20 protein-coding genes are annotated in these 21184 nt (G+C 75.0%); 9 read left to right on the top strand and 11 right to left on the bottom strand.

The window, feature by feature from the left end; all coding sequences use genetic code 11:
* Positions 1-23 precede the first annotated feature (23 nt).
* Complete coding sequence (locus ABZ721_RS26690; protein ID WP_358791239.1) at positions 24-230, bottom strand: hypothetical protein; 207 nt, start codon at positions 228-230, stop codon at positions 24-26.
* 124 nt (positions 231-354) lie between these two features.
* On the opposite strand from ABZ721_RS26690, the gene ABZ721_RS26685 reads away from it, so the two are divergent.
* The gene (locus ABZ721_RS26685; RefSeq protein ID WP_358791238.1) at positions 355-747 is read left to right on the top strand and encodes a signal peptidase I; all 393 of its coding nucleotides are present in this window, start codon (positions 355-357) and stop codon (positions 745-747) included.
* Between the two features lie 44 nt (positions 748-791).
* Here ABZ721_RS26685 and ABZ721_RS26680 read toward each other — a convergent pair whose 3' ends face one another.
* Positions 792-1475, bottom strand: coding sequence for a DUF3761 domain-containing protein (locus ABZ721_RS26680; RefSeq protein WP_358791237.1), 684 nt, complete (start codon positions 1473-1475; stop codon positions 792-794).
* 243 nt (positions 1476-1718) lie between these two features.
* On the opposite strand from ABZ721_RS26680, the gene ABZ721_RS26675 reads away from it, so the two are divergent.
* Complete coding sequence (locus ABZ721_RS26675) at positions 1719-2135, top strand: hypothetical protein (RefSeq protein WP_358791236.1); 417 nt, start codon at positions 1719-1721, stop codon at positions 2133-2135.
* Between the two features lie 30 nt (positions 2136-2165).
* On the opposite strand, the gene cas3u is transcribed toward ABZ721_RS26675, so the two are convergent.
* On the bottom strand, positions 2166-5099 hold the full coding sequence (gene cas3u, locus ABZ721_RS26670) for a type I-U CRISPR-associated helicase/endonuclease Cas3 (RefSeq protein WP_358791235.1): 2934 nt from the start codon (positions 5097-5099) through the stop codon (positions 2166-2168).
* A 308-nt stretch (positions 5100-5407) separates the two neighbouring features.
* On the opposite strand from cas3u, the gene ABZ721_RS26665 reads away from it, so the two are divergent.
* Genes ABZ721_RS26665 through ABZ721_RS26650 form a run of 4 tightly spaced genes read left to right on the top strand, consistent with a single transcriptional unit; the run spans position 5408 to position 10774 of the window.
* Positions 5408-6997, top strand: a complete 1590-nt coding sequence (locus ABZ721_RS26665) for a discoidin domain-containing protein (RefSeq protein WP_358791234.1) — start codon at positions 5408-5410, stop codon at positions 6995-6997.
* Positions 6998-7043: 46 nt separating this feature from the next.
* Positions 7044-8456: an alkaline phosphatase PhoX gene (locus ABZ721_RS26660; RefSeq protein ID WP_358791233.1), complete on the top strand. Its 1413-nt coding sequence runs from the start codon at positions 7044-7046 to the stop codon at positions 8454-8456.
* A gap of 3 nt (positions 8457-8459) precedes the next feature.
* Positions 8460-9776: an MFS transporter gene (locus ABZ721_RS26655; RefSeq protein ID WP_358791232.1), complete on the top strand. Its 1317-nt coding sequence runs from the start codon at positions 8460-8462 to the stop codon at positions 9774-9776.
* Entirely contained in the window at positions 9773-10774 is a 1002-nt protein-coding gene (locus tag ABZ721_RS26650; protein ID WP_358791231.1) for a hypothetical protein, read from the top strand. Before ABZ721_RS26655 ends, ABZ721_RS26650 begins: the two co-directional genes overlap by 4 nt.
* A 264-nt stretch (positions 10775-11038) precedes the next feature.
* On the opposite strand, the gene ABZ721_RS26645 is transcribed toward ABZ721_RS26650, so the two are convergent.
* From ABZ721_RS26645 to ABZ721_RS26635, 3 genes are read right to left on the bottom strand one after another with little or no spacing between them, the layout of a single operon-like run.
* On the bottom strand, positions 11039-11842 hold the full coding sequence (locus ABZ721_RS26645; RefSeq protein WP_358791230.1) for an FAD:protein FMN transferase: 804 nt from the start codon (positions 11840-11842) through the stop codon (positions 11039-11041).
* Positions 11835-12302 (bottom strand): FMN-binding protein, encoded by a 468-nt coding sequence (locus ABZ721_RS26640; protein ID WP_358791271.1) that lies wholly within the window; start codon positions 12300-12302, stop codon positions 11835-11837. Before ABZ721_RS26640 ends, ABZ721_RS26645 begins: the two co-directional genes overlap by 8 nt.
* A gap of 5 nt (positions 12303-12307) precedes the next feature.
* Positions 12308-13597: a ferredoxin reductase family protein gene (locus ABZ721_RS26635; protein ID WP_358791270.1), complete on the bottom strand. Its 1290-nt coding sequence runs from the start codon at positions 13595-13597 to the stop codon at positions 12308-12310.
* Between the two features lie 228 nt (positions 13598-13825).
* On the opposite strand from ABZ721_RS26635, the gene ABZ721_RS26630 reads away from it, so the two are divergent.
* Entirely contained in the window at positions 13826-14572 is a 747-nt protein-coding gene (locus ABZ721_RS26630) for a response regulator transcription factor (protein ID WP_358791229.1), read from the top strand.
* Positions 14569-16044 (top strand): ATP-binding protein, encoded by a 1476-nt coding sequence (locus tag ABZ721_RS26625; RefSeq protein ID WP_358791228.1) that lies wholly within the window; start codon positions 14569-14571, stop codon positions 16042-16044. The genes ABZ721_RS26630 and ABZ721_RS26625 overlap by 4 nt, the downstream gene beginning before the upstream one ends.
* 45 nt (positions 16045-16089) lie before the next feature.
* Here the strand turns inward: ABZ721_RS26625 and ABZ721_RS26620 are convergent, their stop codons facing one another.
* The gene (locus ABZ721_RS26620; protein WP_358791227.1) at positions 16090-16572 is read right to left on the bottom strand and encodes a hypothetical protein; all 483 of its coding nucleotides are present in this window, start codon (positions 16570-16572) and stop codon (positions 16090-16092) included.
* Positions 16573-16766: 194 nt separating this feature from the next.
* The gene (locus ABZ721_RS26615) at positions 16767-17036 is read right to left on the bottom strand and encodes a hypothetical protein (RefSeq protein ID WP_358791226.1); all 270 of its coding nucleotides are present in this window, start codon (positions 17034-17036) and stop codon (positions 16767-16769) included.
* Between the two features lie 421 nt (positions 17037-17457).
* On the opposite strand from ABZ721_RS26615, the gene ABZ721_RS26610 reads away from it, so the two are divergent.
* Positions 17458-18498 (top strand): helix-turn-helix domain-containing protein, encoded by a 1041-nt coding sequence (locus ABZ721_RS26610; RefSeq protein WP_358791225.1) that lies wholly within the window; start codon positions 17458-17460, stop codon positions 18496-18498.
* Here ABZ721_RS26610 and ABZ721_RS26605 read toward each other — a convergent pair.
* The 3 genes from ABZ721_RS26605 to ABZ721_RS26595 all read right to left on the bottom strand — a co-directional run bounded on the left by ABZ721_RS26605 (position 18479) and on the right by ABZ721_RS26595 (position 21101).
* On the bottom strand, positions 18479-19111 hold the full coding sequence (locus ABZ721_RS26605; protein ID WP_358791224.1) for a nitroreductase: 633 nt from the start codon (positions 19109-19111) through the stop codon (positions 18479-18481). The genes ABZ721_RS26610 and ABZ721_RS26605 overlap by 20 nt on opposite strands.
* 34 nt (positions 19112-19145) lie before the next feature.
* Positions 19146-20222 carry a Glu/Leu/Phe/Val dehydrogenase dimerization domain-containing protein gene (locus ABZ721_RS26600; RefSeq protein WP_358791223.1) on the bottom strand — a complete coding sequence of 359 codons (1077 nt, stop codon included), beginning with the start codon at positions 20220-20222 and terminating at the stop codon, positions 19146-19148.
* A gap of 84 nt (positions 20223-20306) precedes the next feature.
* Positions 20307-21101: a hypothetical protein gene (locus ABZ721_RS26595; RefSeq protein WP_358791222.1), complete on the bottom strand. Its 795-nt coding sequence runs from the start codon at positions 21099-21101 to the stop codon at positions 20307-20309.
* Between the last annotated feature and the right edge of the window lie 83 nt (positions 21102-21184).

Below are 21184 nucleotides of genomic sequence, written 5' to 3'. Positions count from 1 at the left end.
CGCGCCGGCGGCGGTCCGGGAGTTCAGCCGAGGAGCACCGCCGCCACCGCCGCCGCGATCGTGACGACGGCGAGCCCGAGCATCGCCCCGCGCGCCCGCCGGACCGGAGCCACCCGCGGCACCGGCTCGCGGACGGCCCGCGGCCGCTCGTCCATCGTGCTCTCCGGGCCGTACGTGCTCAGCCACCGGACGACGAGCGGGGTCCGGTCCGTGTTGTCGACGTGATGCATGTCCGTGCCAACGATCCGGCCGGGAAGGGGAAACGCGCCCGGCCGCACCGCAACCGGATCGTCACCGCTGCCGCCCCCAGGGCCGCGCCGGCCCGGTGACGGCCGGCTGCTACCGTCGGGAATCATGAACGACAGCGTGTATGTGGGCAATGCGGGCACTGACGCCGCACTGGACCGGGGCTGGCTGCTCGGTCACTTCAAGGACGCGTCCGACCCCCGGCACAGCGAGGACGTCGAGATCAAATGGGGCGTCCACCCGCCGGGCGACGAGCGGGCGGTCTGGGTCACCGCGGAGGAGCGGACCGCGCTGCTGGTCCTCATCAAGGGCCGCTTCCGGGTGGAGCTTCCCGGACGGAGCGTCCTCCTCGCCGAGCAGGGCGACTACGTCGTGTGGGGCCGGGGCGTCGACCACTCCTGGTACGCGGAGGAGGAGTCGGTGGTGCTGACCGTCCGCTGGCCCTCCGTCGCCGGGTACAAGGTGGCCGAGGAGAACGACTCCGCCCAGGTCCCCGGCTGACGGCCGCGCCTCCCGGCGCGGCCGCGGCGCTGCCGCACGGGCGGTTACTTGTAGAACACCTTGACGCCGTGGTGGTGGGAGCAGGCGCCCTGGTGGTGGGCGGCGAAGGACAGGGTGCCGTCGTTGCACAGGGCGGTGGCGCCGCCGTGGTCGTCGACGGGCGGTTCGGTGTGGCCGCTCCCGCCACCGCTGCCGCCCGAGCCGCCTCCCGAGGTGCTGCCGCCGCCGGAACTCCCGCCGCTGTTGCCGTTGCCCGTGTGCGCGGTGGTCGCCTTCGGCTTCGGCTTCGTGGTGGTGGGGGCGGGCGTGGGGGTCGGCTTCGGTGTGGGCGCGGGTATGCCGTCGGCGGCCGGGCAGGTCTCGGCCCGCAGCACGACGGCCAGGGCGACCGGGGTCGCGAGTTCCGCGGTGCCGGCGCCCGGCTGCTGGAAGCAGACCCTCCAGTCGGCCTCGATCGTCTGCGCCCGGCTCGCGCCGGTCGCGTCGTGGGCCGTCACCGTCATGAAGTCGGCGGCGCGAGCGGTCTTTCGCGCGGTGGGCAGCGTCCTGCCGATCAGTGACGGCAGCGTGCCGGTCGGGGCGGTGGTGGACGGCGCGGCGGACGGCGTGGCGCTCGTCGTGGTGACCGCCGGACGGACGGCCTTGCCGTCGTCGGTGGCCGGGTCGCAGGCCGCCAACGTGAGAGCCGCGGCCGCGGCGAGGCATGCGGCGGTAAGCGTGCGGTGCATGGTGGTTCTCCCCCAGGACTGTGTGGAGCTGCAGCCTGGCAGGGACATGCAGGCACCTGGAGCGAAGTGGCCGAGCTGTTACCGAGTGCGTTCGCGGGGTGACGCTCCAGCGCGGCTCCGCGGGAGGCCCGGGGGTGACCTGCTGTCGCCGTGATCGTTTCCAGAGGTGAGAGGGCCCGTCGCACCATCCGGGCCAGTGGTATCCCTCAGGCGGCGGCACGCGCCGCGGAACAGGACGACACGATGAGCAAGCACCAGAAGGGCCGTAGGCACCGGACGGTCAACCGCAGCCCCCGTCCGGCCGGCCCCGCGCGCCCGCCGGCCGCGCCCCGCACCCCGGCCGCGCCGGCCCCGGCCGCCGGCCGGACCGCGCCCGCCGCCGAGCCGATCGGCACCCCGCCGGCCGCCCGGCAGCAGCCGGCCGCGCCCGACGCTCCCAGATCCTCCGAGGGGGCGGCGGACGCCGGCCTGGGCCACCACGCGGTGCGCACCTGGCAGGAGGTGCGGTCGGCCGGGGACGACGGCATCACGGTGGACGAGCTGTGCACGGCCGTGGGCTACCAGTCCCGCACCATCCTCAAGCACCTCAAGGTGCTGGCGCAGGACGGCCTGGCCGAAGCGGACGGGGAGCGCTGGCGCTCCACCGGCAAGGCCGTCTAGGGAGCGGCCGGTGCACCCTGCCCGGCTCCGTCAGGTGTCCCGCTGGATGGAGCAGTAGATGTCGGCGAGCCGCACCAGCGCCTCCAGGCGGGCCAGTCCCCACCGCCCGTAGCGGTGGTTGAGCGCCGCGAACCGGGCGGGTCCCGCCGGGTCCACCGTCTGCGCGGTGCCCACGGCCACCTCCTGGCCGGCGATCGTCAGGCGCAGGACGCGCGGGTCCGGGTCGGCGACCGGCGGCAGCAGCGGCCGGGCGAAACCGTGGTGGGACGCGACCAGATGGACGACCAGGTCGGTGTCGAGGTCGTCGCGGCCGGCCGTGTGGAGCGCGGCGATGCGGGCCGACAGCGCCTCGTGGCGCATCCCCTGCGGATAGCCGGACGCCCGCCGGGCCTTGCCGGACCCGGCTCGGTCGGCCGGGTCCGTACCGGACTTGGCGAGCGGCTCGGGTGCGGCGAGGGCAGCGGCGGCCGGGTCCTCGCAGCCGCCGTGCAGCATCGTCTGGAAGCGCGGGTCCCGCTTGCCCTCGTCGTGCAGGGCGGCGGCGAGCGCGACGGCGGCGACGGTGCGCTCGTCCAGGCGGAGGTTGCGGGCGTAGCACTCGGCGGCCGCCGACACTTCGGCCTGGTGTTCGGCCAGGGTCTGCGGCAGGCCGGCCGTGGAGGGCCCGTCGAGGCTCGCCCGGCCGGCGACGAACAGCCGCGGGCCTCCGGCGTGAAGGAGCCGGCCGCCGCGGGCCAGCGCCCGGAAGACCCTCAGGTGCGGGAGGTCGTCGGCCGAGCCGGCGGCCAGTTCGGCGAAGCGGTCGCGGTGGCGGGCCCGGCGGTCGGCGGTGAGGGGCGCGCTGTCGGCGCCGATCTCGGTGATCAGCCGCTCCACCGGGGCGGCGAGCGCGGGGTCGTGGGCGCGCACGGCGGCGGCCAGGGCCGGTCCGACGCGGACGACGGCCCGGTCGTCACCGCCGCCCACCAGGTCCGCCACGTCGAGGACCGGCTCCGTGGAGCCGGGGTGCCAGCCGTAGGCGTCGCATCCGCCGAAGTCCGCCGGCAGGACGACGAGGTCGTCGGCCCCGAGGTCGTCGGGGGTGACGATCGCGGTGGGCGCGTCGAACCGGTACCGCAGGACCTCCACCTCCGGTCCGCCGGTGGGCGGACCGTCGACGGGTTCCTCGCCCGGCCCGGGGGACGCGTCGTCGTCGGAGATCTCGGCGGCGTCCGGGGCGCCGGTCAGCCACCGCCGCACCGCGTGCAGCGGCAGTTCGACGCTCTCCTCGGCGCCCGGCGGGAACAGGTTCACCGTCTCGCGCCACTCCTCGGCCGTCCGGCCCGGCTCGCGGGTCCGCCAGGCGACGTGGACGCGGGGGCGGGCGTCCGGTGCGGTGCCGTACAGGTACGGGCCGACCGCCGGGTCGGGGTCCGGCACCGGCTCGGTGCACGCCCACGCGTCGAGGTCCGCCGCCCGCACGGCGGTGAGGGCCGGGCGGGGTCCGCGCAGCGCCTCCCGCTCCGCACTCCCGGCGCCGGCCGTCAGCCGGTGCAGCGCGGCGGGGGAGGCGTCCAGGCCGGGGCCGGAGAGGGCGGGGGTCTTCCCGGGGTCGGTGACGAGCGGCGGGCAGCGGTCGGTCAGCCAATGCCAGGCGGCGTCGCCGGTCCCGCCCGGTTGGGCCGCGCTGTGCAGGACGACGGCCCGCGCGGCCGGTTGCCGTCCGCGGCGGTTGAGCCGGCCCAGCCGCTGGACGAGGGCGGGCAGCGGGGCCGCCTCGGTGACCAGCGCGTCGACGTCGAGGTCGGTGCCGACCTCCACGCTCTGGGTGGCCACCACGTAGAACGGGCCGCCGTGGCGGGCCGCGTGACCGGCTCTCGTCCGGTCGTACCAGCGGCGGCGCAGGTACTCCCGGTCCACGGCCCGGCTCCGCCCGGTCAGCAGCACCTTCTCCCCGGGCAGCAGCTCCAGGACGGCGCGCGCCCGCCCGAGGGTGTTGCAGACGACGCCGACCACCCGGCCACCGCTTCCCGGGCCGTCGGCGTCCCGGTCCTCCACGTCCCGGTCCTCCGCGCCGAGCCGCTGCGCCCAGGCGGCGAGCGAGGCGGCCATCTGCCGCCCGGGGTCGGCCGGGCCGGTCCGGACCTCGACGGGGTGCAGCCGCTTGGCCGACCGCAGGAGGGGGCCCGCCACCGGGTGGCGCTCGTCGTCGCCGGTGACGCCGTGCGCGTCGGCGCCGTCGGGCCCGGCAAGGGCCGACACCGTCACCAGCAGGGGGTGCAGTTCCCCGGGTGTCCCGTCCAGTGCGGCGGCGGCGCGTACCGCGGCCGCGAACTCCTCGGCGCCGTACGCCTCGTCGAGGACGATCAGCGAGTCGGTGCCGGTCAGGGCGGCGTCGATCGACCGGCGCCGGGCGCCGGCGCCCGTGCCGCGGAAGAGCAGGCGGCTGCCGACCTGGTCGAGCGTGCCGGCCACCACGGCGAGCCGGTCCGGGCGCTCCAGCCAGTTCGGCGACCAGGTCACCCCGCCCCGCATCCGGGTCGCCTCCAGTACATGGCGGTCGCCCTCGTGCCACAGCGCCCGGGCGACGCGGCCGGTGACGGTGCCCACCGGCGGTACCGGCCGGCCGGCGTACGGGTCGGCCAGCGCCCGGCGCAGCGTCTCGGCGAGGCGCGCCGCGTGCTCGTACGCCTCGTCGGCGACCAACTGCCGGTCAACGGCCCAGAAGATCCGCCGGGGGGTCCGGGCGGGGCCGGACCCGGGCGCGGCCTCGGTGCCGGGCCGGCCACGGCGCAGGGCGGCGGTGAAGACCGCGACGTCCATCAGGCCGGTCTTGCCGAGTCCGGTCGGTACGGTGACGGCGCGCGGCCACCCGTCCCGCGCCACCCGTTCCACCAGGGCCGTCTGCCAGGGGTAGGGCTCGTATCCGTGCGTCTCACGGCAGAAGGCGGTGAAGTCGCCCGGATCCAGTTCGATTTCCAGCACGGTGCGGACTCCTCCTGCGGTGTCGGCGGCCAGTTTCCCAGGTCGTACCCAGGCTTGTGAAGGACGGCCGGGCGGTGCGGGCCGGGGTCCGCCGGGTGAACACGGGGTGGGCCGGGATTACAAGTTAGGAAACTTTACTAACGTCTATTGACGGTCCTCCGCACCTTTGCCACGCTCGCTGCACGCGGCTCGGCGCGGCATCCCCGGATGTGACGCGCTCAGTGAGAGATCTGACCCGGCCGTGGGCCTCGCGACGTCCCGGTACCTCCGGGCGCCGCGGTTGGATCTCCCACGCCCGGAGGCAGACGTTGTCCCAGTACCTGCCAGCCCGCCATCGCCGCCTGTACGGCCTGGTGGCGGCTCTCGCCCTGCTCGTCGGCCTGTCGGCCACCTCGTCCGGACACGCCGCCGGCGACGTGCTGCTGTCCCGCGGCAAGCCGGCCCTGTCGTCGTCCGACGAGAGTTCGTCCTACGGTGCGGCCAAGGCGGTGGACGGCAGCACCACCACCCGCTGGGCCAGCGAGGAGGGACTCGACCCGCAGTGGATCCGCGTCGACCTCGGCGCCACCCGCACCCTCAGCCGCGTGCACCTCGACTGGGAGGCCGCCTACGGCAAGGCGTACCGCGTCGAGGTCTCGCCCGACGGCTCCGCCTGGACCAAGGCGTACTCCACGACCAGCGGTGACGGCGGCATCGACGAGGTGACCGTCCCGTCCGGCACCTCCGGCCGCTACGTCCGCGTGTACGGCACCGCCCGCGGCACCGCCTACGGCTACTCCCTCAACGAGTTGGAGGTGTACGGCCCGTCCGGCGGCCCCGACACCACCGCGCCGACCGCGCCCGGCAACCCGCGGGTGACCGGCACCACCCCCACGTCCGTCTCGCTCGCCTGGGACGCCTCCACCGACGACACCGGCGTGACCGGCTACCAGGTCTCGCGCGACGGCGCCGTCGTCGCCACCCCCACCGGCACCACGTTCACCGACCCGGGCCGCACCCAGGGCACGGCGTACACCTACACCGTCAAGGCCCAGGACGCGGCCGGCAACCTCTCCGCCGCGAGCGCGCCGGTGACCGGCACACCCGGTCAGGGCGTGACCTCCTTCACGGTCGTGGCCGCCGGTGACATCGCCGACCCCGGCTGCTCCGCGGGCAAGGACTGCGGGGCCGAGAACACCGCCAAGCGCGTCGAGGCCATCAACCCCGACGAGGTCATCACCCTCGGCGACAACCAGTACGACACCGGCAGCCTCGCCGACTTCAAGAAGTACTACGGCACGACCTGGGGCCGGTTCCTGAACAAGACGCACCCCTCGACCGGCAACCACGAGTACGACGACAGCACTCCGGCGGCCGGCTACAAGTCCTACTTCGGGGCCCGCGCCACCCCCGACGGCAAGACCTACTACAGCTGGGACCGCGGCGGCTGGCACTTCGTCGCCCTCGACACCGAGATCTCCATGTCCGCCACCTCCGCGCAGGGCAAGTGGCTGGAGGCGGACCTGACGAAGAACACCAACGGCTGCGTCGCCGCGTACTGGCACCGGCCGCTGTACAGCTCCGGGCCGCAGGCCGACATGGTCAGCAAGCCCATGTGGCAGATCCTGCGCGCCCACGGCGCCGACCTGATCCTCAACGGCCACGACCACCTCTACGAGCGCTACGCCCCGCAGAACGCGACCGGCGCCGCCGACCCGGCGGGCGTCCGCGAACTGCTCGTCGGCACCGGCGGCGCCGACAGCTACGGCTTCGAGAGCGCCCAGCCGAACAGCCAGAAGCGCGTCACCGACGTCAAGGCCGTCCTGAAGCTGACCCTCACCCCGACCACGTACACGGGCGAACTGGTCCGCGACAACGGCTCGGTGCTCGACACCTTCGGCCCCGTCACCTGCCACTGACCCACGCGCGAACCGCGGCCCCGGCCGCGGAACAAGGAGAGAACACGTGAGACGACACCTGACGGCCTTCGCCGCCACGGTGGCCCTGGCGGCCGGAGCCGGTGCGATGTTCGCCGGCGCCGCGCCCGGCCGGGCCGACGCCGCCGACCGCGGCAACCCGCACGGCATCACCGGCGACCTGGCGCACTCCTCGACCCGGGCGATCAGCAAGGCGGAGGCCCTGGCCCACCCGGAACGGCTGGTCACCGTCGCCAAGAGCCTCAAGGTGCGGGTCGTCAACGCGCGGCTGCCGCTGACGACCGATCAGGGCGCCCTGTGGCCGAGCGACTCCGACCCGCGGTGGCTCATCAGCTGCAACGAGAGCGACCCGGACCAGCCCGGACTGCTGCGCACGGAACTGGCCACCGGCAGGTCGCAGACCATTCTGACCGGCACCGAGGCCTGCGACCCCGTCCGGCGCACCGCCTGGGGAACCATCATCATCGGCGAGGAGACCGGCGGCGGGCCCGAGGGCGGCCGGCTCTACGAGCTGATCGACCCGCTGCACACCACCGGGGTGACGCTCGACCGGGCCACCGGCCGCTTCAGCGGCGGCACCGGGGCGGCGAACCTGACCGTCCGCGCCGGGGTCGGCCGGGCGTCCTACGAAGGCGTCGCGGTCCTGCCGAACGGCCTGCTCTACTACGCCGACGAGAACCGCCCCGACAAGGGCGCACCCGGCGGCGCGCTGTTCAAGTTCGTGCCGGACAAGCCCCGCCCGGCGGGCGCGGGCCCCGTCCACCGGCTGAGCGAGTCGCCGCTCGCGTCCGGCCGGGTCTACGGGCTGCGGCTGGGCCGCCACGAGGGCGGCCGGGACTACGGCCAGGGCACCCAGCGCGGCCAGGGCGCCTGGATCCCGATCCCGGACCGCACCGACCCCGACCTGACCGGGGCCACCGAGGCGCTCCACCTGACCGGCCTGTACCGGCCGGAGGACATGGACCTGGACGGCACCGCGCTGGCCGCGGGGCAGGTGCGCGCCTGCGTCAACGAGACGGGCAACGAGGACGAGGCGCAGGACTGGGGCGAGTCGGTGTGCCTGACCGACGGGACGGTGGCCGCCGCCACGACCAACGCGGCCGTCCCGCAACTGCAGTTGTTCCTGCCGGGCAGCCCGGCGGTCAACATGCCCGACAACATGGCGTTCCGGCCCGGGCGCGGCAACTGGGTCGTGCACGAGGACGGCGACACCGAGAGCGACCTGCAGGGCTTCCACGGCAACGACCTGTGGAGCTGCCTGCCGGACGGCTCCGACCCGGACCTGCAGAGCGACGGCTGCGTCCGGGCGGCCACCGTCAACGACCCGATGGGCTCGTTCACCGGGGGCGTCTTCGACGCGACCGGGCGCCATCTGTACGTGATCGTGCAGTACAACGTCACCGGCCACGGCGTCCTGCTCGACATCAGCGGGTGGAAGTAGCCGATGTACATCTCGGCGAGCAGCGGTACCCGTTCCGCCGACGGTGCCCCGGGCCTGCGCCCGGGGCGCCGGGCCGGACTGCTGCGCACGGTCCCCGCCAACGTGGTCGCGCTCGGCGCGGTCAGCCTGGTCACCGACGTCTCCTCGGAGATGGTCAGTGCGGTGCTGCCGCTCTACCTCGTCCTGCAACTGGGCCTCAGCCCGCTGGCCTTCGGCATGTTCGACAGCCTGTACACCGGCGCCACGGTCCTGGTGCGGCTGGTCGGCGGCCATCTCGCGGACCGCCGCCAGCGGCGCAAACTGGTCGCCGGGATCGGCTACGGGCTGTCGGCGGTGTGCAAGCTCGGCCTGCTGGCCGCCGGGAGCTCGGTGGGCGTGCTCGGCGCGGTGGTCGCCGCCGACCGGGCCGGCAAGGGCCTGCGCACCGCCCCGCGGGACGCGCTGATCTCCCTCAGCACCCCGCCGCAGACCCTGGGGCTCGCCTTCGGCGTGCACCGGGCGATGGACACCGTCGGCGCCTTCATCGGCCCGCTCGCGGCGTTCGCAGTCCTCGCCGCGACCGGCACCGCCTACGACGCGGTGTTCGTCGTCAGCTTCTGCGTCGCCGCGCTCGGGGTGGTGCTGCTCGTCTCGCTGGTGCGCGACCGGCAGGACCCGCCCCCGGAGCGGCGCGAGCCGGCGCTGCGTGCCGCGTTCGGGCTGTTGCGCGCGGCCGCGTTCCGCCGCACCTGCGTCCTGACCGCCGCACTGGGCCTGGTCACGGTCAGCGACTCGTTCATCTACCTGCTGCTGCAGCGGCGGCTGGACATCCCGCCGGAGTACTTCCCGCTGCTGCCGCTCGGCACCACCGGCGCCTACCTGCTGCTCGCCGTGCCGCTGGGGCGGATGGCGGACCGCACCGGCCGGTTCCGGATGTTCCTCGGCGGCCACGTGGCGCTGCTCGGCGCGTACGCCATGCTGCTCGGCCCCGCCGCCGGGCTGTTCGTCCTGGTCCCGGCGCTGCTGCTGCACGGGGTGTTCTACGCCGCGACCGACGGCGTGCTGATGGCCGCGGCCGGGCCGCTGCTGCCCGTCGGGCTGCGGACCAGCGGGATGGCCCTGCTGCAGACCGGCCAGGCGGGCGCCCGGGTGGTCTCGTCGATCATCCTGGGCGCGGCCTGGACGGCATGGGGGCCGCGCACCGGGCTCGCGGTGATGGCGGCGGGTCTCGCGGTGTTCCTGCTGGTGGCCCGGTACGGCTTCCCGTCGGACCCGGCCGCGACCGGCGACCCCGCCGCACCTGTCGATGTCCCCTCGCACCACCAGGAGACCAGCGCATGACCGACATCCGCCGGCCCGTCCGCGTCCGGCTGCTCGCCCCGGTGCTGGCCCTGCTGGTACTGGCCGGCCTGGGGGTCGGCTACAGCGTCCACGCCGCCCGCCGCGAAGCGGTCCCCGCCTTCCACGGCGAGACGATCGACGCCGCCCGACCCGGCCAACTGCTCTTCCGCGACACCGCCCCCGGGGCCGGCCACGGCAACATCGCCGCGGTGCCGGCCGCCGGCTCCCCGGCCCCCCGCACGGTCAGCGGGCTGAACTGCGAGCGGTTCTACCGCGCGGCGGGCACCGGCGTCTGCCTCGTCACCAGCACCGGCGCCCTGCCCCGGACGTACGCGCTGATCGTCGACCGCCAACTGCGCGAGGTCCGCCGGGTGAAGCTGTCGGGCATCCCCAACCGGGCCCGGGTCTCGCCCAGCGGGCGGATGGTCTCGTGGACGGTGTTCGTGCAGGGGGACTCCTACAACCGGGGCGGCTTCTCCACCTGGACCGGGATCCTCGACACCCGCACGGGCTACGCGGTGCTGAACATCGAGGACATCCCGCTGTACATCGACGGCCGCCGCTACCGGGCGTCGGACGTCAACTTCTGGGGGGTGACGTTCGCGGCGGACGACAACCGCTTCTACGCGACCGTCACGACCAAGGGGAAGACGTACCTCGTCCAGGGCGACTACGGCAAGTGGGAGGCGCACACCCTGCGGGAGAACGCCGAATGCCCCTCCCTGTCGCCGGACGGCACCCGGGTGGTGTTCAAGAAGCGGGTCTCCGCCGACGCGGCACGGCCCTGGCGGCTGTACGTGCTCGACCTGGCGACGCGGCGCGAGACCCCGCTCGCCGAGCCGGCGAGCGTGGACGACCAGGCCGCGTGGGCCGACGACCGCACCGTCATGTACGCCAAACCCCGCGGCAAGGCGGGCTCCGACGTCTGGGCGGTGCCGGCCGACGGGACGGGCACACCGCGGGTACTCATCGCCGACGCAGCGTCACCGAGTCGCTGAGGGAAGGGTTCCGCACACCCACCGTGGCCGCCGCCCACCGGCTGTGCGCGACCTGAGTCGGGGTACATCTGGGACGAGGGGCCCCAAGAGGGGGCGTACGAGCGCCCTCGCGCACCGACCTGTCACGAAGTTGCGGCAAAAGCGAAACCCGCCCGGCGGCTGAGGCGTCTGAAGAAGTGAGCACCACGAGCCTGCCGGGCACAGCCGTGGCGGTGCGGGAGAGTCAGGAGCGCGCAATGGACCCGGAGCCGGTCGTCGTCGACGTCAGCAGACGCGTCGTCTGTCCCCGCTGCCACCGAGTGAGATGCATCTGCCCGTGAGCCGGGCGAAGCCGGCGGTCTTCCAGGTGGCGCCGGCGGGTGTGACGGCGAAGGCCTCGGCGCCGGGCAGGGCCGCCAGCCACCCGCGGGCCCGTTCGGCGCCCATGGCGCAGGCCGCGGTGGCCCAGGCGTCGGCTTCGGTCAGGGTGCGGGCGACGACCGTGACCGACGCCAGGGGGTCGGCCGGGGGCGCGCCGGTGTGCGGGTCGAGGATGTGGCAGCCGCGTTCGGCCGGCCCCGAGGTGGCCACCGCCAGGGTGTGCCGGGCCTCGACGACGGTCGCCACCGCCCCGGGCCGCAGCGGGTCCGCCACCCCCACCCGCCACGGTCCGCCGTGCAGCTGCACGTCCCCGCCGCCGTTGACGCAGACGGCGGGGGCGCCCGCGGAGTGCAGCATCGCGGCGGCGCGCTCGACGGCCCAGCCCTTGACGAGCCCGGTGGGGTCGATGCCTCCCGCGTAGCGGGCGCTGAACCAGCCGCCGCTGCGCCGCTCGGCGTCCGCGCACAGCCGCAGCACCTCGCGCACCTGCGGCGAGCACCCGCCGGGGGCGAGGTCGCCGCGGGCCAGCCGGCTGATCTGGCTGCCGGGCCGGTACGGGGAGAACTCCTCGTCCACGTGGTGCAGCCAGGCGGTGGCGGCGGCCAGCGCGGCGCGGGTGCGCGGGCCGGCGTCACCGCGGACGTCGAACGAGACCACGGTGCCCATCACGTGCTCCACGTGCCGCAGCCGCCGCGCGGGGTCAGCCATCGGACCTGTCCAGGGCGCTCTGCAGGGAGCTGATGTACCCCTCGCTGGTGTAGGTCGCGCCGGAGACGGTGTCGATGTCCGCGCTCTGGGCGTCGAGCGCCTCCTGGGTCAGCTGCGGCACGGAGAACTCGGCGATCTCCTGGTCGCGGCCGTTCTCGTCGGGCACCTGGAGCACCGAGACCGCGGTGATCTTCGTGCCGGTCAGCGTCACCCGCACCTGGACCGGCCCGAACCGGGTCTGGACGGTGTCCCCGTCGACGGTCCGGACGCCGCCGGCGGCCGAACCGGTGGACGGCGAGGGTGCGGATCCCGTCGCGGCGGGCGAGGAGGAGCCGGAGTCCGCGCCCGCCCGAGCCGCCGGCGAGGTCTGCGCGTGCGGCTTCAGCGACAGCAGGAGGACGGCGCCGGTCACGGTGGCGGCGGCGCTGAGCACGACGCGGCGCAGGGGATGGGTTCGCATGGCGCTCACAGCTCGAAGGATTCGTGGTGGATGCGGGCGGCGGGCACGCCGGCCGCCCGCAGGGCGTCGTACGACTCCAGCGCCATGCCGTCCGGCCCGCACAGGAACACGTCGTGCTCGGCGATGTCGGGCAGCACCGTGCGCAGGCCGGTGGCGGTGATGGCGGCGCGGGTGCCGTCCGCCGCGTTCACGGCGTACAACAGGCGGGCCCCGCGGGAGCGCGCTATCGCCTCCAGCTCCGAGCGCAGCGCCAGGTCGCCCGGGGTGCGGGCCCGGTACAGCAGCGTCAGGTCGCCGGGGCGGGCCGGGAGCGTCTCGAACAGGGCGCGCAGCGGGGTGACGCCCACGCCGCCGGCGAGCAGCAGCACCTTGGAGCGGGTCCGGCGGGCGGAGGTCAGCGCCCCGTACGGGCCCTCCGCCCAGACGCGGGTGCCGGGCCGGAGCAGGGCGAGCGCCGCGCTGTGGCCGCCGAGCGCCTTGACGGTGATGCGCAGCTGGTCCGGGCGGGGCGCGGCCGACAGCGAGTACGGGGTGGAGGTCCACCACAGCCCCTCGGCGAGGAACCGCCAGCGCAGGAACTGGCCGGGCTCGGCGCGCAGTTCGCCCAGCCGGCGCCCCTGGACGATGACGGAGACGACGCCGGGCGCCTCGCGCACGGTCGCCGCCACCCGCAGCCGGTGCCGGACGTTCAGCCGGACGGGGGCCACCACGCGGAACCACACGACCAGCGCCGCGACGCCGAGGTACAGCGCGTACCAGGCGTCCTGGGCCGCCGCGTTTCCCGCGAAGTCGGCACCGAGGGCGAGCTGGTGGCCGAAGGCGAGGAAGAGCGCGAGATAGGTCAGGACGTGCACGTAGTACCAGGTCTCGTAGCTGACCCGGCGGCGGACCGCCCGCGCGGACAGGAAACCGACGGCGAGCAGGAGCAGCGCGCCGATCGTCCCCTTGACCATCTCCGGGTAGTCGAACACCACGGTCGTGGTCTCCCGCACGATGCCGGTGCGGGCCTGCACCGCGTAGCCCCAGATGATCAGCACGATGTGGGCCAGCAGCAGGCAGATGGTGTAGCGCCCGGCCATCGCGTGCCAGCGGGCCACCCGGTCGCTGCCCACACCGCGCTCCAGCGCGGGCACCCGGGCCATGAGGGCGACCAGGACGGCGCAGCCGTAGCCGGTGAGGAGGCCGGCGATCCGGCCCGCGCCGATCAGCCACCCCGCCGGTCCGACGACCGCGGCGGTGTCCTGCCACCACAGCGCGAGCACCGCGACGGCGCCCGCCCCGGCCAGGGCGAGCACGGGCCCGGCCGGTGAGCGCCGGCCGCGCGGAGCGGGCGGTCCGCCGGGGCCGGCCGGCGCGGAACGGTGCCGGGCCGCCCGCTGGCCGTAGGTCGTCGCCACGGGATGTCCCCTTTCGTCGGCTGACGGCCCACTGTGCCGCCGCAACCTCTGAATCAGCTCTGAACCGGGGGTCCGGTGCGGGTCTCATGGGAAACTCAGAGGTTGGGGCGGCATGCTGGAGCGACCATGGACCTCCCTCCCGCGGCGCGGCCGCTGCCCTCGCTGACCCGCCCGGACGGCACCCCCGTCCGGGTCCTCGTCGTGGACGACGAGCCGGACCTGCTGGAGGTCCTCGCCGGTGTGCTGCACTACGAGGGCTGGCAGGTGCGCACCGCCGCCGACGGCGCCTCGGCGCTCACCGCGGCGCGGGAGTTCCAGCCCGACGCCGTCGTCCTCGACATCATGCTGCCGGACTTCGACGGGCTGTCCGTGCTGCGCGGGCTGCGGGACCGGCAGCCGGGGATCTGCGTGCTGTTCCTGACCGCGCGCGACGCGGTCGAGGACCGGATCGCGGGCCTGACCGCGGGCGGCGACGACTACGTCACCAAACCGTTCAGCCTCGAAGAGGTCCTGGCCCGGCTGCGCGGCCTGCTGCGGCGCGCGGGCATGAACGGGCAGCGGTCCGCGGACGCGCTGCTGACCGTCGGTGACCTGGTCATGGACGAGGAGGCGCGCGAGGTGACCCGCGGCGGGCGGACCGTCGAGCTGTCGCCGACCGAGTTCGAGCTGCTGCGCTACCTGCTGCGCAACCCCCGCCGGGTGCTGAGCAAGGCGCAGATCCTGGACAACGTCTGGTCGTACGACTTCGGCGGCCAGGCCCACATCGTGGAGCTCTACATCAGCTACCTGCGCAAGAAGATCGACGCCGGGCGGACGCCGATGATCCACACGGTGCGCGGGGCCGGGTACGTCCTCAAGCCGGCCACGCCGTGATCGGCCCGCGCTCCCTGCGCGCCCGGCTGACCTGCGGGCTGGTGGTGCTCCTCGCGGTCAGCTGCGCGGCCGTCGGCATCGCCGCGGTGCTCGCGCTGCGGGGCTTCCTCACCGAGCGGCTCGACCAGCAGCTCGCCGACGCGGGCGGGAGGTTCCCGGCGAGCCTGGAGCACGCGGGGGAGCGCGGCGGACCCGACGCGGACAACCACGCGGACACCCGCCGCCAGTCGCCCGGCACCTTCGGCGCGCGGCTGCTCGCCGGAGCGGTCACCGACGCGGCGGTGGTGCGCTCCGGCAGCGACACCACGGTACGGCTGACCGCCGCCGACAAGGCGGTGCTGGCGGCCGTCCCGGTCGACGGCCGGGCCCACGACATCGAGCTGTCGAAACTGGACGACTACCGCGTGCGGGCCGTGTCCGGCGACGACCAGGACGTGCTCATCACCGGTCTGCCGCTGCACGCGGTCGAGGAGGCCGTGCACCGCCTGGAGCTGGTCGAGGCGGTGGTCTTCGGCGGGGCCCTGGTGGTGGCCGGGGTGGCCGGGGCGCTGTGGGTGCGCTGGTCGCTGCGGCCGCTGCGCCGGGTCGCCGCGACCGCGACGGCCGTGACGCGGCTGCCGCTGGACAGCGGCGAGGTCGCGCTGCCGCTGCGGGTCCCGGACGCGGATCCGCGCAGCGAGGCCGGACAGGTCGCGACCGCCTTCAACCTCATGCTCGGCCACGTCGGGGACGCGCTGGCCAAGCGGCACACGAGCGAGGAACGGCTGCGCCGCTTCGCGGCCGACGCCAGCCACGAGCTGCGGACCCCCGTCGCCTCGGTGCGCGGCCACGCGGAGCTGGCGCTGCGCCACCCGGGACCGGTGCCGGCCCCGGTGCGGCGGTCGCTGGAGCGGGTGGCGGCGGAGTCCGCGCGGATGGGCGAGATGGTCGACGACCTGCTGCTGCTCGCCCGGCTCGACGCCGGCCGGCCGCTGGAGCGCGGGCCGGTGGACCTGACCCGGCTGGTGCTGGACGCGGTGGACGACGCGCGGGCCGCCGGCCCCGGGCACCGGTGGGTGCTCGATCTGCCCGAGGAGCCGGTCACCGTCCCCGGCGACGCCCACCGGTTGCAGCAGGTGGTGACCAACCTGCTGGCCAACGCGCGGGTGCACACCCCGGACGGCACCGAGGTCGCGGTGCGGCTGCGGACCGTGCCGGCAGGCGCCGGGACGGTCGAGGTGCGGGTCGCGGACAACGGCCCCGGAGTGCCGGAGGCGGTCCGCGCGACGCTCTTCGAACGTTTCGCGCGGGCCGACCGGCGGCGTCCCGGCGCGGGCAGCGGGGCGGGGCTTGGCCTGGCCATCGTCGCCGCCGTGGTCGAGGCGCACGACGGCACGGTCACCGTCCGCAGCCGGCCGGGGCGCAGCGAGTTCACCGTGCGGCTGCCCCAGCGGGCGGACGGGGGAGCGGCGGAGGCCCCGGAGGAGGCGTAGCGCTCCCTTCGGGGACCCCGCGGCCCCGCGGTCGCCGCGGTCGGCTCAGGGCCAGTCCAGGGCCATCGAACGGTCCTCCCGCGCGATGGACTTGCACAGCTGCCGGACGAGGGTGTGCGGGCCGACGTGCTTGGCGGCCAGTTCCAGCGCCCGCTCGACGGCGTGGTCGAACGGGTCGCGCAGGAGCTCCGCGCGGTGTCGCGGATCGGCCGCCGCGGCGGCGAAGAGCGCCTTGAAGGTGCCGCCCTCGCGGCCGGACCAGGCGTCCAGCAGCCCGATGGTGTAACTCCGGGGTGCGGAGACGGGGTTCTCGGCGGCCTCGCCGTCCGGGCGGGGGGTCCATTCGCCGCCCTCGGCGCGGTGGATCCGCATGAGGTAGGTCACCGCGGCCTTGGTCAGGGTGTACAGCGTCTCGTCGTCGAGTTCGAGCAGCAGTTCGATCCTGCCGCGGGCCGTGGCCGACTCGCCGAGAGCGGCCTCGGCGACGGCGGCCTGGAGCAGTACATCGCCCCGCTGAAGGGCATTCATGTCGAGCACGGAGATCCTTGGGTGAGTGGCCGGAGGATGCGCGGGACTGCGGCGCGAGGCGGGCCGTCCCAGCCTGCCACCGCCGGCTCGCGCGGCGCTGGAACCCGCCTCGAACCGGGCCGCTGCGTCCGGCCCTCCGGCGGCCGCACCGGCCGCCCGGCCGCGCGTTCACCGCGGCGGCCGGGCGGCGCGTCCTACGCGCTGCGGCAGAGCGTTCCCCTGCCGGTCGTCCGGACGACGCTCATCCGCCAGGCGTCGAACGTCACGGACTCGCCGGGCAGGATCAGCAACCCGTCGTCCCCGTCCTGCCACGTCTCGCCGATCCGGCGCACCTGCACCGCCGGGCCCCCGACGCCGGCCATGAAGATGGTCGGGTCGATCTCCCACCCGCGCGCGTCCAGCCAGGCCTCCAGCGCGGCGGTGTCCTCCGCGTCCGCCCCCCGTGGCCATAGGAATTCCGTCATGCCGTCCCCATCCCCCGTACATCCCCCGTAGCGCTCGTGGACCGAGCACGCTGATCCTGTCAGGCCCCACTGACAAGTCGCTAAATTTTCGGTATACGCGCCCGGTGACCCCGGACACGGCGGCGCCGCGGTACCGGCAACCGGCCGCCGTCGTCACCTTCGACAAGTCCCTGCCGTACAGGACCGTCCCGGTCGCCCGGCCCGCCGGCTCCGCCCTGTACGGCCGCAGGCGCCCGGCCACCGTCCCCGGGTGGGCCGGACGGGGGCCGAGGACGCGCCGGCCGGCCGCCGGTCGAAGGAGGTGACGCTCCAGCTGGGGGGCGGGAGGCAACCTCGGAGCACCGGTGCGGGTCTTTATCCATGGCCATCTCGAACCGGTGCGGCCGCGACCCGCGTCGGGCCCGCGAGCGAAAGAGGCTGCATGCTCCGCGTCCACTTCACCCCACTCGACCTGCAGAACATCCGGATCGCCCAGCAGCCGGACCCGTTGTGGGAACTGGTGTGCAGTTTCTGCCGCCTGCAGACCGGGCAGGGACCGCTGGACTTCGGCCCCTGGCGCGGCCTGGCCTACGACCGGCTGCGCAGCGACACCACCGTGCAGCGGGCGCTGCGGCTGCTGCGCCCGCTGATCCCCGCGACCGGCTACATCCCGGACTTCCTCACGCCGAGCGGTACCGGGGGCGAGCTGGGCGCCGGGCTGGACCTGGTGCGCGCGACTCCTCGCCGGCGGCTGGACCGTGACCTGTCGCGGTTCGCCGAGTCACGTCCCGTCCCGGCCTGGGCCGCCGCGCTGGGCCGGCCGCGGGCCGCGGGCGGCCTGGTCCCGCTCACGAACGCCCTCGCCACCTACCACCGGGCCCTGGTGCAGCCCTTCTGGCCGCGGATCCGCACCGCCGTCGACAACGACATCGGCCGCCGGGCGCGCACGCTGCTGGAGGGGGGTACCCAGGCGCTGCTGGACGGGCTGCGGCCGCTGGCGCGGTGGAACTCCCCGACGCTGGAGGTGGAGTACCCGGTCGACCGCGATCTGCACCTGGCGGGGCGCGGACTGCTGCTGGTCCCCTCGTACTTCTGCTGGGGCCGCCCCACGGCGCTCGCGGACCCGGGCCTGACCCCGGTGCTGGTCTACCCGGTGGCGAAGGTGCCGCTCGGCGGCGCGGGTGGGACGGCGCACGGACTGGTGCGCCTGCTGGGCAGGACGCGCGCGGCGGTGCTGGCCGAGGTGGCCCGCCGCAGCGCCCGCACCACCTCCGAGGTGGCGGAGGCGGTGGGGGTCACGCTGCCCAGCGTCAGCTACCAGATCGGGGTGCTGCGGGACGGCGGCCTCGTGGACAGCCGCCGTGACGGCAAGTACGTGCTGCACACGGCGACCCCGCTGGGCCTGCGGCTGCTCGGCGGCGGGGCGCCGGACCTGGCCGACGCCCCGCTCCCGCAGGGCCCGTTCAGCGGGTGCCCGACGTGACCGCCCGCCCGTCGGCCGCCCGCGCGTCCTGCGGGGCCGCCGGCGTGTCCTCGTCGGGGCAGGACGTGAGGGTGAACCGTGAGACCCGGTCCCCGACCGGGACCGGGGAGCGCGGGCCCGACGGCCGGGTGGGGTCCGGGGTGCCGACGTACAGCCAGCCGATGAGGCCTTCGTGCGGGGCCAGCCCCAGCAGCGCCCGGGTCCCGGCGGAGTCGACGGACGACCCGGTGCGCCAGATGCTCCCGAAGCCCCGGTCGTGCAGCAGGAGCATCAGGGAGTTGACCATGGCGCTGCTCGCGCAGAGCTGCTCCCAGTGCGGCACCCGGTGATTGCGCCGCGGCGCGAAGACCAGGGTCGCCAGGAGCGGGGCGCGCAGCGGCTTGCGTGCCGCGCGCCGGACGGCCTCCGCGTCGGTGGCTCCGGCGGCGAAGGACGCGCCCAGCGCCGCCCGGCTCTCGCCGCGCACGAGGATCCACCGCCAGGGGCGCAGGTGCCCGTGGTCGGGCGCGGTCGCCGCCCAGCCGAGCAGGTCGGTGAACTCCTCGTCGCTCGGCGCGGGATCGAGCAGCCGGTGCTCGCTGCGGCGGGTGCGGACGGCGGCTTGCAACTCCATCAGGCAACGCTCCTTGTCGCGCCGTGCGGGCCGCTCACGGGCACCGCGGCGGCAGCCAGAACGACCGCACGCCCCGCACCGCCGCCAGGCGGTCGCGCGCCATGCCGGTCGCGGCGGCCGCCGTGCTGATGTTCAGGTTCTTCGCCCGGCCGAAGATCTCGACGAGCCGCTCCGGGATCAGCTGGGCGCGCTGCCTGACCCGGGCCATGTCGTGGCCCGCTGGGTGCAGTTCGTCGACCACCTGGATCAGGCCCAGGGCGTTGATGACGAAGTCCGGTGCGTACAGGATGCCGCGCGCCGCCAGCCGGTCGGCGACCGCCGGCGCGGTGAGCTGGTTGTTGGCCCCGCCCGCGACGATCCGGCAGCGGAGGTTGTCCACCAGGGAGGCGTCGATGACGTTGCCGACGGCGTTCGGACTGAGGACGTCCACGTCGAGCAGGTAGAGCTTCTCCCGGCTGACGACCTCCGCCCCGCACTCGTCGGCCACCCGCTCGGCCTTGTCCTGGTCGATGTCGGCCACGGTCAGCTGCGCGCCGCCGTCGGCCAGGTGGGCCGCGAGCCGGGCACCGACCTTGCCGACCCCGTCGATGGCGACGTGGCGGCCCTTGAGGCTGTCACTGCCGTCGAGGAACTCCAGGCACGCCCGGATGCCCAGGCTCACGCCGTAGGCGGTCATGGCGCCCGACTCTCCCGAGCCGCCCTCCTCGGTGTCCAGACCGCGGATCCACTGCGACTCCTTGCGCATCACCCGCAGGTCGGCGGTGGTGATGCCCATGTCGCAGGCGGCGATGAAGCGCCCGGACAGGCTCTCGACCGCCTGCCCGAACGCCCGCAGCAGCGTCTCGGACTTCTCGACGCCGGGGCCGCCGAAGATGACGGCCTTGCCGCCGCCGATGTCGAGGCCCGCGCAGGCGGCCTTGTACGTCATCGCCCGCGACAGGCGCAGCGCGTCGTCGATGGCCTGGTCGTCATCGCGGTACGGAAGGAAGCGGACGCCGCCGAGCGCGGGGCCCAGCAAGGTCGAATGGATGGCGATGACGCAGCGGAGCCCGCCCGGGCCCGAACTGAGCAGCACCTGCTCGTGGCCGTCCATCTGCTTGAACACACTCATGACCCACCCCTGAATCCCGTCCAGTGACAGCCGGGCCGGCGGTTCCGCCCGCAGGCGCGAACCGCCGGCCCGTCCGGCGGAGAGTTATGCGGCCGGCCGCAGACCGGACGCGAGCAGTGCCGCGTCCAGCACGTCCCACAGCGCGCACAGGGACTCCAGGAAGTCCTCCACGCCCTGCTCGATCTGCGCGCTGTTCGAGTCGTCCATGACCGAGGAGACGGCCAGGATCACGTTCGCCTCGTGCTGCTGCTCGGCGCCGGCGTCGCCCCAGTGCTCCGCCATGTAGTGCATCTCGGGCTCGTCGAGGTCGGCCTTGTAGTGGCCCGAGTCGATGAGCGCGCGCTTCTCGCCCGGGATCAGCGACTGGTTGGAGATGATCTCCAGCGCCAGCGCCGTACCGAGGTTGCGGACGGTGGTGGCGGCGTCGGAGGAGAACCGGCGGCGGAACACGTCGATGGCGGCGGCCGCCTGGGGCGTCAGTCCCGTCTCCAGGTCGTAGCCGGGCAGTCCGGCCAGCAGCCGGTCGGAGGCGTCCTTGAGCCAGGCCTCGACGCGTTCGGTGTCGTAGACGTCGTCGAAGACCTGGGAGCCGGTGCGGTTGACGATGTGTCCGGCCATCGTGGCCAGTTCCGGGCCGTGCCCGGACTCACTGTCGACGATCTCCTCGATGAGGGTCGCCTGCTGGTCCCAGCCCAGGCCGCGCAGGGCGGTGGGGAAGTCGCCGCCGGGGCGGGTCGAGGCGCAGAACGACTGCACCTGGTGGAAGAGGGCGCCCGAGACCTCGGGGGAGGGGGGCGCCGCGGCCCAGTGCTCGTACAGGGGGTGGTCGAAGACGCGGTGCGTCTTGATCCGGTCGATCAGCTGGTCGGTCGTCGTCATCGATTCCTACTCCGGTGAGGTGGGTGGTTCCGGGGAGGTGGATCGGGCCGGGGAGGCGGCCGGCAGGGCGGGCCGGCGGTCGC

The sequence above is a fragment of the Streptomyces sp. NPDC006733 genome (assembly GCF_040636125.1).
GTDB lineage: Bacteria > Actinomycetota > Actinomycetes > Streptomycetales > Streptomycetaceae > Actinacidiphila.
This window is presented reverse-complemented; position numbering and strand designations above follow the sequence as displayed.